Below are 13,753 nucleotides of genomic sequence, written 5' to 3'. Positions count from 1 at the left end.
AATTCAGATATCCAGTAACGTACGGGCAACGGCCTGCAGTTTACGGGTGAGCGGGCCTGGCGACCAGCCGAGCTTCAGCGCGGCGAACTCGCGCACCGGCCACACGCCATAGACGCTGTTGCACAGAAACACTTCGTCGGCTCGCGCAAGCTCCGCCAGCTCGAGGTCGCGCACCTGCACCGGGATGCCGAGCGCCGTCGCCTGCTCCAGCAACGCCGCGCGCATGACGCCCGCCACGCCGCAGCGGCTCAGGTCGGCCGTCAGCAACACGCCGTCGTGCACCAGGAACAGGTTGCTGTACACCCCTTCGATCAGCCGCCCGCGCATGTCGCGCATCAACCCTTCGGCATGCTCGCCATCCTGCCATTCGCCACGGGCCAGCACCTGTTCCAGGCGGTTCAGGTGTTTGAGCCCAGCCAGCAACGGTTGTTCCGCCAGACGAGTCTGGCAGGCGAACAGGCGCACGCCGTGTTCGGCATGCTCACGGGGATAGGCCGGCAGAGGGCTGCCCTGGAGGATACGCCGGGGCATGGCGCCCACGGCAGGTGCGTAGCCACGCAGGCTATCGCCACGGGTGAGGATCAGCTTGGCCACGCCGTCGCCGAGCAGGCTGGCATAGCGCACGACTTCGTCACGCACCAGCGCCAGGTCGAGCTCGATCGCCAGGCGCTGGCAACCCAGCGCCAGGCGATCGAGATGCTGGGTGAGCAGGCTCGGCCTGCCGCCACGCACGGCGATGGTCTCGAACAGGCCATCGCCATAGGCCAGGCCGCGGTTCTGCAGGTTGACCGCAGTCGCCTCCTGGCCGTCGATCCAGCTGTGCATCAGCCAACGAACCGGCGGAATACCAGCGAACCGTTGGTCCCACCGAAGCCGAAGGAGTTGGACAGCACCACGTCGATCGGCATGCTGCGTGCCTCGTGCGGTACGAAGTCCAGGTCACAGCCTTCGTCCGGCTCGTCCAGGTTGATGGTCGGTGGCGCCATCTGGCTGTTGATCGCCAGCACGCTGAAGATCGCCTCCACCGCGCCGGCTGCGCCCAGCAGGTGGCCGGTCATCGACTTGGTGGAGCTGACCGCCAGCTTGTAGGCATGTTCGCCGAACACCTGCTTGATCGCCGCCACTTCGGCCAAATCGCCCGCAGGCGTCGAGGTGCCGTGGGCATTGATGTAGCTGACCGCTTCCGGCGCAAGGCCAGCATCGCGCAAGGCGTTGGCCATGCAACGGGCAGCGCCGGCACCGTCCTCGGGCGGCGAGGTCATGTGGAAGGCATCGCCGCTCATGCCGAAACCGACCAGCTCGGCATAGATGGTCGCGCCACGGGCCTTGGCATGCTCGAGTTCCTCGAGCACCAGGGCACCGGCGCCATCGGACAGCACGAAGCCATCACGGCCCTTGTCCCACGGACGGCTGGCGCGGGCCGGCTCGTCATTGCGGGTCGACAGCGCACGGGAAGCGCCGAAGCCCCCCATGCCCAGGCCACAGGCGGCCATCTCGGCGCCACCGGCGATCATCACATCGGCCTCGCCATGGGCGATATTGCGCGCGGCCATGCCGATGCAGTGGGTGCCAGTGGTGCAAGCGGTGGAAATGGCGTAGTTGGGCCCCTGCAGACCCAGGTGGATCGACAGGAAGCCGGAGATCATGTTGATGATCGAACCCGGTACGAAGAACGGCGAGATCCGCCGCGGGCCCTGCTCGTGCAAGGTCCGGCTGGTGTCCTCGATGTTGGTCAGGCCGCCGATGCCCGAGCCCATGGCGACGCCGATGCGCTCACGGTTGGCGTCGGAGATTTCCAGGCCGGCGTTGCGCACCGCCTGGAAACCGGCCGCCAGGCCGTACTGGATGAACAGGTCGAGCTTGCGGGCTTCCTTGGCCGACAGGTATTGCTCGACATCGAAGCCCTTCACCGAGCCGCCAAAACGGGTGGAGTAGGCAGACAGGTCCGTATGCTCGATCGGACCGATGCCACTGCGGCCAGCCAGAATGCCTTGCCAAGTGCTCGGTACATCGGTACCCAGTGGCGACAACATACCCATACCGGTGACCACGACGCGTCTACGCGACACAGTACTCTCCTCTTCTAATAACTAGAGTCTCTTGCCATTGCATTCACGTTGAGGGAATGAAATGGCAACAGGCCCTCGGCGCTCGCAAAGAAAAAACCGCACGCCGGCAAAGGCAGTGCGGTTTTTCCCGACAAGAAGCGTCGACTACTGCGTCTTAGGCCTGGTGGCTTTTGACGTAGTCGATAGCAGCTTGAACGGTAGTGATCTTCTCGGCTTCTTCGTCAGGGATTTCGGTCTCGAATTCCTCTTCCAGAGCCATCACCAGCTCAACGGTGTCAAGCGAATCGGCACCCAGGTCATCGACGAAGGACTTCTCGGCAGTCACTTCCTCTTCCTTGACGCCCAGTTGCTCGGCGACGATTTTCTTGACGCGTTCTTCGATGGTGCTCATACCTAGTTTTCACTCCTAATGGACATATGTCAGGCAGCTGGCCGGTGACCAAGTTTATAGGAAGACGCCTGCTTTTCAAGCGGAACGCGCCTTCCACCAAGTCACCCGACCCTCTGCCCGGAATCTGGTTGCAGCTTTATAACGGATTTTAGGCTCCGTGTATGACTCTTTTTTGAAGCAATCCGTCACATTGAGTTGCAGTTTTACATGTACATCCCGCCGTTCACCGGCACGGTGGCGCCGGTGACGTAGGCTGCACCGTCGGATGCCAGGAAGGAAACCACCTTGGCGATCTCCTCGGCCTGGCCCAGGCGGCCCAGCGGAATCTGGCTCAACAGGCCCTCGCGGTGCGCTTCTGGCAGCTCGCGGGTCATGTCGGTGTCGATGAAGCCCGGGGCCACCGAGTTGACGGTGATGCCACGCGAGCCGACTTCACGCGCCAGGGCGCGGCTGAAGCCTTCCAGGCCGGCCTTGGCGGCGGCGTAGTTGACCTGGCCGACGTTGCCCATGGCACCGACCACGGAGCCGATGCTGATGATACGGCCCCAACGCGCCTTGGTCATGCCACGCAGCACGCCCTTGGACAGACGGTAGAGGCTGTTGAGGTTGGTGTCGACCACGTCGAACCACTCGTCATCCTTCATGCGCAGCATCAGGTTGTCGCGGGTGATACCGGCGTTGTTGACCAGGATGGCCGGCGCGCCGAACTGTTCCTGGATCGCATTGAGGACCGCGGTGACCGACTCGTCGCTGGTCACGTTCAGCGCCATACCGGTACCGGCGATGCCGTGCTCCTTGAGGGTGGCAGCGATGCGCTCGGCACCCGAGGCCGAGGTGGCGGTGCCGATCACGGTCGCGCCCTGGCGGCCCAGTTCGAGGGCGATGGCCTGGCCGATGCCACGGCTCGCGCCAGTGACCAATGCAACTTTACCTTGCAGGCTCATGCAAGCTTCTCCTAGTTCAGGCCAGCGCCGCACGGGTGGCGGCGACAGCGTCAGGGGTATTGAGGTTGTAGGTGGTCACGCCGTCGGCGCAACGCTTGTTCAGGCCAGCCAGGACCTTGCCCGGGCCGCACTCGACCAGGTTGAGCGCACCGTTGGCGGCCAGGGTCTGCACGCATTCCACCCAACGCACCGGCTGGTACAGCTGCGCCAGCAGGTCTTGCTTGAGGGCGTCGAGGCTGGCGGCGACCGCGGCGGTGACGTTCTGCACCACCGGGATCTGCGGAGCCTTCCACTCGATGGCGTTGACCGCCTCGGCGAAGCGCTCGGCGGCCGGCTTCATCAAGGCACAGTGCGACGGCACGCTGACCGCCAGCGGCAGCGCGCGCTTGGCGCCCTTGGCCTTGCACAGCTCGATGGCACGGTCCACCGCAGCTTTGTTGCCGGCGATGACCACCTGGCCAGGGGAGTTGAAATTGACCGCGCTGACCACTTCGTCCTCGGCCGCTTCGGCACAGATGGCCACCACGTCGGCGTCGTCCAGGCCCAGGATCGCCGCCATGGCGCCATGGCCTGCCGGTACGGCTTCCTGCATCAGCTGACCACGGCGCTCGACCAGGCGAACGGCGTCCTTCAGGCTCAGGCTGCCAGCGGCAACCAGCGCACTGTATTCACCCAGGCTGTGGCCGGAGACGAATGCCGGGCGTGCGCCGCCCTCCTCCAGCCACAGGCGCCACAGGGCGATGGAGGCGGTGAGGATCGCCGGCTGGGTCTTGTCGGTTTGGTTGAGTTGTTCTTCCGGACCTTGCTGGACCAGCTTCCACAGGTCGTAGCCCAGGGCCTCGGAGGCTTCCTTGAAGGTCTCGACGATTACCGGCTTCTCTGCGCCGAGTTCGGCGAGCATGCCCAGCGACTGGGAACCTTGACCGGGAAAGACGAATGCGAGGGATGCAGACATTGAACAAGCCCTTATGATCTTGTCGTCGGATAGGGTGCGTCGAGCCCGGGGCTGGACGCGGAAACTGAACACTTGGATGGGAAAAGGGACCAAGCGGTCACATTTAACCACTTCACGGCGGGAATTAAAGCAAGAGATCTTCCAGGCGACCATGCAGCCGTTGCGGCAGGTTCTCCTGGATCTCGATCAGCGCCCGCTGGATGGCGCTCTGGAAACCCTGCACCCCCGCCGAGCCATGGCTCTTGATGACGATACCCTGCAGGCCGAGAAAACTCGCGCCATTGTGTCGCGCCGGCGCCAGGTCGGCCTGCAAGCGCTTGAGCAGCGGCATGGCCAGCGCACCGGCGGCACGGGCGAGCAGCCCGCTCCTGAACAGCGCCTCGATACGCACACCGATCATGGTCGCCAGGCCTTCGCTGGACTTGAGCAGGATATTGCCGACGAACCCATCGCAGACCACCACGTCCGCCTCGCCGCGATACAGGCCGTCGCCCTCGACGAAGCCTATATAGTTGAGGCCACGGGCATTCTGCAGGAGGCTGGCGGCCAGCTTGACCTGCTGGTTGCCCTTGATGTCCTCGGTACCGACATTGAGCAGCGCCACGCGCGGACGATGGATACCCAGGGCCTGCGCGGCCACCGAGCCCATCACGGCGAACTGGTAGAGGTTCTCGGCACTGCAATCGACGTTGGCACCCAGGTCGAGCAGTTGGCAGTAGCCTGCCTGGGTCGGGATCGCGGCCACCATGGCCGGCCGGTCGATGCCCGGCAGGGTCTTGAGCACGAAGCGCGACAGGGCCATCAGTGCACCGGTATTGCCGGCGCTCACGCAGGCCTGCGCCTTGCCGTCACGCACCAACTCCAGGGCGACGCGCATCGACGAGTCAGGCTTGCCGCGCAACGCCTGGGACGGCCGCTCGTCCATACCCACCACCTCGCTCGCCCCAACGATTTGCAGGCGCGCACGATCCGCAGCCGGTAGGCCGCTGACGAGCTCTTCGAGAAAGGAAGGTTGACCGACGAGGGTCAGGTGCAGCGAGGGGGTAGCCGAAAGGCAGGCAATGCTTGCCTGGACAATGCTGCGGGGACCGAAGTCCCCGCCCATTGCGTCGATCGCGATGATCTGAGCGGACAAGGATTACTCGTCGGCGCCCTTGTCGATCACTTTGCGACCACGGTATACGCCTTCTGGCGAAACGTGGTGGCGCAGGTGTACTTCACCGGTGCTCTTCTCTACCGACAGCGCGTTTTCCGACAGGGCGTCGTGGGAACGGCGCATGTCGCGGGCAGAGCGGGATTTTTTGTTCTGCTGAACAGCCATAATTGATTAACTCCTAAACGTTTGGGTCACGCTTTAACTGCGCCAAGACACTGAACGGGTTGGACCGCGATACCTCGTCCTTGCTCGGTTCGGGCTCGTCGGCGCCCGCCGGCTGCTGGCATTCTTCCGGATGATGAGCAGGCACGATGGGCAAGGCGAGCAAGAGCTCCTCCTCGATCAGTGCCTGCAGATCCAAAGGATCTTCGCCCAGTTCCAGCACGTCATAGCCTTTCGGCAACGACTGGGTATTCGCACCCTCCTTCACCACAGCGTAGGTACACTCGCTGTGAATCGGCAGGGTGACCAGCTCAAGACAACGCTGGCAAACCATCTTGACTTCGACATCGAGTTCGCTGTGGAACACCACAACGCCTTGCTCGTCTCGCTCAAAATCGAACTTCGCCTGCACCGTACCGACATCGTCGGACAGCGGGTCGCAGAGTCTTTCCAAATCAGCGAGTTGCAGCGAACCCTGGAGGGTTACGCCACGATCGGCCAATTTGCGCGGGTCAACGTGAGGTGGAATCGGGTCATTCAACATAGGCGCAGCATTCTAGGGATGCCCCCCGCCCCTGTCAAAGGAAATTCGGCGGCATCTGCCATGTTAGAATCGGCTCATCTGACCAGGAGTCTACCATGCTTCCCCTGTTACTGGCTTCCAGCTCCCCTTACCGGCGCGAACTGCTCGAGCGCCTGCGCCTGCCTTTTACCTGGGCAACCCCCGACATAGACGAGCGCCGCCTGGATGACGAGCCCGCCGTGGAACTGGTGCGCCGGCTGGCCAGGCAAAAAGCCGAGGCGCTGGCGGGCAGTCACCCCGGGCACCTGATCATCGGCTCCGACCAGGTGGCGGTGCTCGGCGAGCAGATCCTCGGCAAGCCTCATACCTTCGAGCGCGCCTGCGAGCAATTGTTGGAATGCAGCGGGCAGCAGGTGAGCTTTTTGACCGGACTGGCACTGCTGAACAGCGCCACCGGGGAATGCCAGGTCGACTGCGTGCCGTTTACCGTGACACTGCGTGAACTGGACCGGGAGCGGGTGGAGCGCTATGTGACGGCGGAGCAGCCGCTGGACTGCGCTGGCAGTTTCAAGGCGGAGGGTCTGGGGGTGAGCTTGTTCCGGAGCACCCATGGGTGTGATGCGACCAGCCTGATTGGCCTGCCACTGATCAGGTTGGTGGATATGCTGACCAAGGAAGGCGTGGTGATTCCCTAGCCTGGCTCAGGATCTCTGGCGCCTGTGAGATCGAGCACAGCGCGGGCAGCACTCGATCTCACAGGCACCGCAAGGCCAGCGACGCGCCCTCAGCGCAACGAAGGCCCCTGGAACCCCATCCACATGGCCAGGCGTTCAGCCACGCTGGCGCCCAGGCGCTTGGAGAAGCGGTCGAACGGCGACTCCTGGACGGTGAAGTCCACCAGCTCCTTCTCGCCCACCACTTCACGCGCCACATAACCGACACTGCCCAGGCCATCCACCAACCCCAGCGCCTTGGCCTGCTCGCCCGACCAGATCAGCCCACTGAACAGCTCTGGGTGCTCCTTGTCCTTGAGCCGCTCGCCCCGCCCCTGCTTGACCATGGCGATGAACTGGCGATGGGTGGTGTCGAGCACCCCTTGCCAGAACTCGGTCTCTTCCGACTTCTGCGGCGAGAAGGGGTCGAGGAAGGCCTTGTGCTCGCCAGCGGTATAGGTACGCCGCTCCACACCGAGCTTTTCCATGGCACCGACGAAACCGTACCCGGCCGCGGTGACGCCGATGGAGCCGACCAGGCTGGCCTTGTCGGCATAGATGTCGTCCGCCGCACTGGCGATGTAGTAGGCGCCCGAAGCCCCCAGGTCGGCGATCACCGCGTAGAGCTTGATCGCCGGATACTCGGCCCGCAGGCGCCGGATCTCGTCATAGACATAGCCCGCCTGCACCGGGCTGCCACCCGGGCTGTTGACACGCATGACCACGGCCTTGGTCTTGGGATCCTTGAACGCTGCGCGCAGGCTCTTGATGATGTTGTCCGCGCTGGCAGGCTCCTGGTCGGCGATCATCCCGCGCACCTCGACCAGCGCCGTATGGCTGGCACTGCGCGAAGTAGCCTTGTCCATGTCCATCAGCGGCGTGAACAGCACCAGCACACCGAACAGGTAGACGAAGGTCAGCAGTTTGAAGAAGATGCCCCAGCGCCGCGCCCGACGCTGTTCCTGGACGCCCGCCAGCAGGGTCTTCTCCAGCAGTTTCCAGCTCTTGCGCTCCTCGCCGTCATCGGGCTCGGGCGCTTTCCACTCGTCAGCCATGCTCACCTACCTTGGAAGTGGCGCTGCGCGTAGCGGCCAGCCACTCGCGCAACTGTGAAAAATGATCGATGCACACCTGCGGCCCGAACTCGCTCAGGGCCTGCAGCGACATCGCGCCATAGCCCACCGCGACCGAGTGCATGCCAGCATTGCTGGCCATCTGCAGGTCGAATGCCGAATCTCCGACCATCAGCGCCTGCCGCGGTTCGACCCGACAGTGGGCGAGGATCTCCTCCAACATCAGTGGATGGGGCTTGCCACGGGTCTCGTCGGCGGCGCGAGTGATGTCGAAGTAGCCTTCCCAGCCGTTGGCCTTGAGCACACGATCCAGGCCGCGGCGCGCCTTGCCGGTGGCCACCGCCAGGCGATAGCCCTCGGCACGGAAGGCCTCCAGCGACTCGACCACGCCGTCGAACAGCGGCGACGGCTGCTGGTCCAGGGCCATGTAGATGTCAGCGTAGTGCTGGCGAAACACCTCGACCTGGACAGCATCGAGGTGCGGATAGAGGGTGGCGATGGCCTCGCCCAGAGCCAGGCCGATGATGCCCTTGATCGCCCGCTCGTCGCTCGGCGCCTCCCCGGCGCGCTCGGCCGCGGCGTTCATGGCCAGGACGATGCGCCCAATGGAGTCGGCCAGGGTTCCGTCCCAGTCGAAAATCAACAGCTCGTAGCTCTTTTTCATGAAAAGTCAGGTCGCACTCAGGCGCTCCACGGTCCTGGCCCACATGTCGTCCACCGGGGCCTCGAGCTTGAGCTCGCCGCCGTCAGGCAGCGGCACGGTCAGCGCATAAGCATGCAGGAACAAGCGCTTGCCGCCCAGATCGCGCAGTTCCCGGGTGAAATCCTCGTCGCCGTACTTGCTGTCACCGGCGATGCTGTGCCCGGCATGCAGGGTATGCACGCGGATCTGGTGGGTACGCCCGGTCACCGGACGCGCCTCGACCAGGGTGGCGAAATCACCGAAGCGGCGCAGCACCCGGAACAGGGTCAACGCCTCCTTGCCCTCGTCGTTGACCTCGACCATGCGCTCGCCCGAGCGCAGGTTGCTCTTCTGCAACGGCGCGCTGACCTGTTTCTTCGACGTGGGCCAATGGCCGCGCACCAGGGCCATGTAGCGCTTGTCGACGCCGTCGCCACGCAAGGCCGCGTGCAGGTGGCGCAGCATGCTGCGTTTCTTGGCGATCATCAGCAGGCCGGAGGTGTCGCGATCCAGGCGATGGACCAGCTCCAGCTCCTTGGCGTCCGGGCGCAGCTGGCGCAGCGCCTCGATCACCCCGAAGCTCAGGCCGCTGCCGCCGTGCACGGCGATGCCGGCAGGCTTGTTGAGCACGATCAGCGCCTTGTCCTCGTAGACGATGGCCGCCTCCAGGCGCTGCAGCAGCCCCTGGGCCACCGGCACCGGCTCGTCGCGCTCGGGCAAGCGGACGGGCGGTACCCGCACGATATCGCCGGCCTGGAGCTTGTACTCGGGCTTGATCCGGCCCTTGTTCACCCGCACTTCGCCCTTGCGCAGGATGCGGTACACCAGGGTCTTGGGCACGCCCTTGAGGGCCGTGATGAGGAAATTGTCGATGCGCTGGCCGGCAAGCTCCGGCGCGACTTCGATCAGCTGAACGCCGGAAGTCGGGGGGGTATTGGTCGTCATGGATGGATCATAACAATTTTTTATGGAATTGAAGCACTTAATCATTACTGCTATAGTCGCGAACGCCGCCAAAAGCGGCAGGCCAGCGGCACATGGCTCCACGCCGGCCCCTGACCAACGCAATTCTCGAGGACGCGAGGCCGTCCGACGGGGTTTTCGCCAGTTTACCGAAATGCCTGGAATCGCCACCAGCGCCGAGTAGAGAAGACCGAAAAAAAACGACGAGTGCGGTGTTTCACCTCCTTCCCTGTTCTTTTTCGCCGCGCCTCTGCCCGCCACCGTCGCTTCCGCGCAACCTGGCGAATGCTTCGGAAACATCTGCCTTGGACATGAATGCGCCAGCTCCCGACGTGGAGCTCGCGAAAAATGCAACCCGTTGCGGATTCAGCGCGCGGCAGCACCCGAATTATCAGGGATACGTGCAGGGTGGAGATGCACAGACCTCGGACCGTGTAGCACGGCATCCGGCCACCGGCCTTCTGACAACGGCCTGGCGAGCGGACCCGCTGTTTTCCAGATGCCCACGGGCGTCCACGGCCCCCTGGCTGATTCCTCCTCCTGAACTGAGTGCACATGCAGCAAATCAGGACGCGTCGTCGCGACCACGGCAGGCTGGGCAACCGGCTGGTGCCGAACGTCGCTGGACACGGGGGTGGCCCGCCACCCTTTGCGCACCTTGGCACCGACCATGAGAAGTCGTGTGTGCCGAACGCCGTTTCCGGCAGCCCGGAAACCGACGGTACAACATGAAAAGAATGCTGATTAACGCGACTCAACCCGAAGAGTTGCGTGTAGCCCTGGTGGACGGCCAACGTCTCTACGACCTGGACATCGAGTCCGGCGCGCGTGAGCAGAAAAAGGCCAACATCTACAAAGGCAAGATCACCCGGATCGAACCCAGCCTCGAAGCGGCTTTCGTCGACTTCGGTTCCGAACGCCACGGCTTCCTGCCGCTGAAGGAAATCTCCCGCGAGTACTTCAAGAAGGCCCCCGAAGGCCGCGTCAACATCAAGGAAGTGCTGAGCGAGGGCCAGGAAGTCATCGTCCAGGTCGAGAAGGAAGAGCGCGGCAACAAAGGCGCCGCCCTGACCACCTTCATCAGCCTGGCTGGCCGCTACCTGGTGCTGATGCCCAACAACCCCCGCGCCGGCGGTATCTCCCGCCGCATCGAAGGCGAGGAGCGCAACGAACTGCGCGAGGCCCTCAACGGCCTGACCGTCCCCGCCGACATGGGCCTGATCGTGCGCACCGCCGGCCTTGGCCGCAGCAGCGAAGAAATGCAGTGGGACCTCGACTACCTCCTGCAGCTGTGGACCGCCATCAAGGAAGCCTCCCAGGACCGCGCCGCGCCTTTCCTGATCTACCAGGAAAGCAACGTCATCATCCGCGCCATCCGCGACTACCTGCGCCAGGACATCGGCGAGGTGCTGATCGACAGCATCGACGCCCAGGAAGAAGCCCTGACCTTCATCCGCCAGGTGATGCCGCAGTACGCCAGCAAGGTCAAGCTGTACGAGGACAGCGTCCCGCTGTTCAACCGTTTCCAGATCGAAAGCCAGATCGAGACCGCCTTCCAGCGCGTGGTCGACCTGCCATCGGGCGGCTCGATCGTCATCGACCCGACCGAGGCCCTGGTGTCCATCGACATCAACTCGGCGCGCGCCACCAAGGGTAGCGACATCGAGGAAACCGCCCTGCAGACCAACCTGGAAGCGGCCGAGGAAATCGCCCGCCAGCTGCGCCTGCGCGACATCGGCGGCCTGATCGTCATCGACTTCATCGACATGACCCCGGCGAAGAACCAGCGCGCCGTGGAAGAGCGCGTGCGCGAATGCCTCGAGGCCGACCGTGCCCGCGTGCAGGTCGGCCGCATCTCGCGCTTCGGCCTGCTGGAGATGTCCCGCCAGCGCCTGCGCCCATCGCTCGGCGAAAGCAGCGGCATCGTCTGCCCGCGCTGCTCGGGCACCGGCATCATCCGTGACGTCGAGTCGCTGTCCCTGGCGATCCTGCGTCTGATCGAGGAAGAGGCCCTGAAGGACCGCACCGCCGAGGTTCGCGCCCAGGTGCCGATCCCGGTCGCCGCCTTCCTGCTGAACGAAAAGCGCAACTCGATCACCAAGATCGAACTGCGCACCCGTGCGCGCATCATCATCCTGCCGAACGATCACCTGGAAACCCCGCACTTCGAAGTCCAGCGCCTGCGCGACGACAACCCGGACGTGCTGAACAGCCAGTCCAGCTACGAGATCGCCGCCGCCGAAACGGAAGAAGCGCCCCAGCCGACCGCGACCCGCACCCTGGTTCGCCAGGAAGCTGCGGTCAAGACCGCGCCGGCCCGCGCCAATGCACCGCTGCCGAGCACGCCCGAGCAACAGCCCGCCGCGCCGGTCGCAGCCGCGCCCAGCGTTCCCGAGCCGAGCCTGTTCAAGGGCCTGGTGAAATCCCTGGTCAGCCTGTTCGCCGGCAAGGAAGAGCCTGCCGCCGCACCGGCCGCCACCCCCGCCAAGCCCACCACCGAGCGCACGCAGCGCAACGAGGAGCGCCGCAACGGCCGCCAGCAGAGCCGCAACCGCGGTGGTCGCCGCGAGGAAGACCGCAAGCCACGCGAAGAGCGCAGCGAGCGCGCCCCGCGCGAGGAGCGCCAGGCGCGTGAAGAGCGTGCCCCGCGTGAAGAACGTGCACCACGCGAGGAGCGCCAGCCGCGCCAGCCACGCGAAGACCGTCGCGGCAACCGCGAGGAACGCGTTCGCGAACTGCGCGAGCCGCTGGATGCAGCCCCTGCCGCCCGCGAGGAGCGCCAGCCCCGTGAAGAGCGCGCCCCACGTGAGGAACGCGCACCGCGCGAAGAGCGCGTAACCCGCGAGGAGCGTGCGCCACGTGAAGAACGCGCACCACGCGAGGAGCGTGCGCCCCGTGAAGAGCGCGCCCCACGCGAGGAACGCGCACCGCGCGAAGAACGTGCTCCACGCGAAGAACGTGCTCCACGTGAGGAACGTGCACCGCGTGAAGAGCGTGCGCCACGCGAAGAACGTGTCGAGCGCGAAGAGCGCCAGCCACGTCCGCCACGTGAAGAACGTCAGCCACGCGCTGCCGAGCAGGCTGCCGAAGCGGCCGAGGAGCAACTGCCGAACGAGGAACTGCTGCAGGACGAACAACAGGAAGGCACCGATGGCGAACGCCCACGCCGCCGCTCCCGTGGCCAGCGTCGTCGCAGCAACCGCCGCGAACGCCAGCGCAACGCCAATGGCGAGCTGATCGAAGGTGGCGAGGAAGAAGCCAGCGGCGAGCAGCAGCCACAGCCACACAAGGCCACCGAGCTGGGTGCCGAACTGGCTGCCGGCCTGGCCGTGACCGCTGCCGTCGCCAGCAGCAACATCAGCGCCGAAGCCGAGGCCCAGGCCAACCAGCAGGCAGAGCTCGCCACTGCCGTTACCCGCGAGGCCGAAACCGTCAGCCAGCCAGCCGAACAGGCTGCCCAGGCCGAGGAAACCGCCGCCGCCCCAGTGGTCGAGCAGCCGGTCAGCGAACCTGTCGCCGTGGTCGAGCCAAGCGCCGAGCCAGTGGTCGAAGTCGTGCCGCAGCCCGTTACCGAAGCTGAAGCTGTCGAGCAGGCGCCTGCGGTCGAAGGCGGTGAAGCCGAGCCAGCAGTGGTCGCCGAGCAGGCGCCGGTCGAGACGCCAGTCGTCGAGCAACCAGCCGCTGTCGTCGAGGCCACGCCGGAAGTGACCGAGGCCTCCCCGGCCGCCGCCGAGCCAACCCCAGCCGAAGCCCCAGCCCCGGCCGAGCCCGCCACCGTGATGCTGCCCAACGGCCGCGCCCCGAACGACCCGCGTGAAGTGCGTCGTCGCAAGCGCGAGGCCGAAGCTGCAGCAGCGGCCGCCGCCGCTGCCGCCGCTGCCCAGGCGGCGGCCCAGCAGGAGGCCCAGCCCGAAGCTATCGAGCAGCAAGCGCCTGCGGCCGAGCAACCGGAAGTGGCCGAGCAACAGCCCCTGGAAACCACCGAGGAGCACAAGCCTCACCACGGTTGATGCCATCGGCTGAATGAAAAAGCCCCGCCAGTGCGAACTGGCGGGGCTTTTTCATCGGGGAAACCAAAGACCGAAAGCACAACAAGGACCCCGTGGGAGCCGGCTTGCCGGC

The 13,753-nt window shown here is 65.2% G+C and carries 13 protein-coding genes; 2 read left to right on the top strand and 11 right to left on the bottom strand.

The annotated features are described in order from the left end of the window. Positions 1-3 precede the first annotated feature (3 nt). The 8 genes from pabC to NJF35_RS06665 all read right to left on the bottom strand — a co-directional run bounded on the left by pabC (position 4) and on the right by NJF35_RS06665 (position 6,221). Complete coding sequence (pabC, locus tag NJF35_RS06700; RefSeq protein WP_225787051.1) at positions 4-825, bottom strand: aminodeoxychorismate lyase; 822 nt, start codon at positions 823-825, stop codon at positions 4-6. Beyond that, entirely contained in the window at positions 825-2,069 is a 1,245-nt protein-coding gene (fabF, locus tag NJF35_RS06695; RefSeq protein ID WP_225787052.1) for a beta-ketoacyl-ACP synthase II, read from the bottom strand. The genes pabC and fabF overlap by 1 nt, the downstream gene beginning before the upstream one ends. 154 nt (positions 2,070-2,223) lie before the next feature. Beyond that, on the bottom strand, positions 2,224-2,460 hold the full coding sequence (gene acpP / locus NJF35_RS06690) for an acyl carrier protein (RefSeq protein ID WP_043214413.1): 237 nt from the start codon (positions 2,458-2,460) through the stop codon (positions 2,224-2,226). 203 nt (positions 2,461-2,663) lie between these two features. Beyond that, a complete protein-coding gene (gene fabG / locus NJF35_RS06685; RefSeq protein WP_225787053.1) occupies positions 2,664-3,404 on the bottom strand; it encodes a 3-oxoacyl-ACP reductase FabG in 741 nt (246 codons plus the stop codon). A gap of 16 nt (positions 3,405-3,420) precedes the next feature. Further along, positions 3,421-4,359 carry an ACP S-malonyltransferase gene (fabD, locus tag NJF35_RS06680; RefSeq protein ID WP_253080438.1) on the bottom strand — a complete coding sequence of 313 codons (939 nt, stop codon included), beginning with the start codon at positions 4,357-4,359 and terminating at the stop codon, positions 3,421-3,423. A 124-nt stretch (positions 4,360-4,483) separates the two neighbouring features. Continuing rightward, positions 4,484-5,494 carry a phosphate acyltransferase PlsX gene (gene plsX, locus NJF35_RS06675; protein WP_262923643.1) on the bottom strand — a complete coding sequence of 337 codons (1,011 nt, stop codon included), beginning with the start codon at positions 5,492-5,494 and terminating at the stop codon, positions 4,484-4,486. Between the two features lie 3 nt (positions 5,495-5,497). After that, positions 5,498-5,680 carry a 50S ribosomal protein L32 gene (gene rpmF, locus NJF35_RS06670; RefSeq protein ID WP_008096416.1) on the bottom strand — a complete coding sequence of 61 codons (183 nt, stop codon included), beginning with the start codon at positions 5,678-5,680 and terminating at the stop codon, positions 5,498-5,500. A gap of 13 nt (positions 5,681-5,693) precedes the next feature. After that, positions 5,694-6,221 (bottom strand): YceD family protein, encoded by a 528-nt coding sequence (locus tag NJF35_RS06665; RefSeq protein ID WP_225787055.1) that lies wholly within the window; start codon positions 6,219-6,221, stop codon positions 5,694-5,696. Positions 6,222-6,316: 95 nt separating this feature from the next. On the opposite strand from NJF35_RS06665, the gene NJF35_RS06660 reads away from it, so the two are divergent. Continuing rightward, the gene (locus tag NJF35_RS06660) at positions 6,317-6,895 is read left to right on the top strand and encodes a Maf family protein (RefSeq protein ID WP_225787056.1); all 579 of its coding nucleotides are present in this window, start codon (positions 6,317-6,319) and stop codon (positions 6,893-6,895) included. 89 nt (positions 6,896-6,984) lie between these two features. Here NJF35_RS06660 and NJF35_RS06655 read toward each other — a convergent pair whose 3' ends face one another. The 3 genes from NJF35_RS06655 to rluC are packed head-to-tail and all read right to left on the bottom strand — an operon-like array spanning position 6,985 to position 9,613. Then, entirely contained in the window at positions 6,985-7,968 is a 984-nt protein-coding gene (locus NJF35_RS06655) for a S49 family peptidase (protein WP_253090864.1), read from the bottom strand. Then, positions 7,961-8,650: an HAD family hydrolase gene (locus NJF35_RS06650; RefSeq protein ID WP_225787058.1), complete on the bottom strand. Its 690-nt coding sequence runs from the start codon at positions 8,648-8,650 to the stop codon at positions 7,961-7,963. Before NJF35_RS06650 ends, NJF35_RS06655 begins: the two co-directional genes overlap by 8 nt. Positions 8,651-8,656: 6 nt before the next feature. After that, the gene (gene rluC, locus NJF35_RS06645) at positions 8,657-9,613 is read right to left on the bottom strand and encodes a 23S rRNA pseudouridine(955/2504/2580) synthase RluC (RefSeq protein ID WP_225787059.1); all 957 of its coding nucleotides are present in this window, start codon (positions 9,611-9,613) and stop codon (positions 8,657-8,659) included. 746 nt (positions 9,614-10,359) lie between these two features. Between rluC and rne the strand changes: the two genes are divergently transcribed. Beyond that, positions 10,360-13,641 carry a ribonuclease E gene (rne, locus tag NJF35_RS06640; protein WP_225787060.1) on the top strand — a complete coding sequence of 1,094 codons (3,282 nt, stop codon included), beginning with the start codon at positions 10,360-10,362 and terminating at the stop codon, positions 13,639-13,641. Positions 13,642-13,753: the final 112 nt, after the last annotated feature.

Source organism: Pseudomonas guariconensis, from assembly GCF_024127895.1.
Lineage (GTDB): Bacteria > Pseudomonadota > Gammaproteobacteria > Pseudomonadales > Pseudomonadaceae > Aquipseudomonas > Aquipseudomonas guariconensis_B.
Note: the sequence above shows the minus strand (reverse complement) of the source record. Positions and strands in the feature narration are given on the sequence as shown.

Excerpts from the sequence above, each read along its gene's own strand:
- pabC (WP_225787051.1), bottom strand. The coding sequence starts at position 825 with ATGCACAGCTGGATCGACGGCCAGGAGGCGACTGCGGTCAACCTGCAG.
- acpP (WP_043214413.1), bottom strand. The coding sequence starts at position 2,460 with ATGAGCACCATCGAAGAACGCGTCAAGAAAATCGTCGCCGAGCAACTG.
- fabG (WP_225787053.1), bottom strand. The coding sequence starts at position 3,404 with ATGAGCCTGCAAGGTAAAGTTGCATTGGTCACTGGCGCGAGCCGTGGC.
- fabD (WP_253080438.1), bottom strand. The coding sequence starts at position 4,359 with ATGTCTGCATCCCTCGCATTCGTCTTTCCCGGTCAAGGTTCCCAGTCG.
- rpmF (WP_008096416.1), bottom strand. The coding sequence starts at position 5,680 with ATGGCTGTTCAGCAGAACAAAAAATCCCGCTCTGCCCGCGACATGCGC.
- NJF35_RS06665 (WP_225787055.1), bottom strand. The coding sequence starts at position 6,221 with ATGTTGAATGACCCGATTCCACCTCACGTTGACCCGCGCAAATTGGCC.
- NJF35_RS06660 (WP_225787056.1), top strand. The coding sequence starts at position 6,317 with ATGCTTCCCCTGTTACTGGCTTCCAGCTCCCCTTACCGGCGCGAACTG.
- NJF35_RS06655 (WP_253090864.1), bottom strand. The coding sequence starts at position 7,968 with ATGGCTGACGAGTGGAAAGCGCCCGAGCCCGATGACGGCGAGGAGCGC.
- NJF35_RS06650 (WP_225787058.1), bottom strand. The coding sequence starts at position 8,650 with ATGAAAAAGAGCTACGAGCTGTTGATTTTCGACTGGGACGGAACCCTG.
- rluC (WP_225787059.1), bottom strand. The coding sequence starts at position 9,613 with ATGACGACCAATACCCCCCCGACTTCCGGCGTTCAGCTGATCGAAGTC.
- rne (WP_225787060.1), top strand. The coding sequence starts at position 10,360 with ATGAAAAGAATGCTGATTAACGCGACTCAACCCGAAGAGTTGCGTGTA.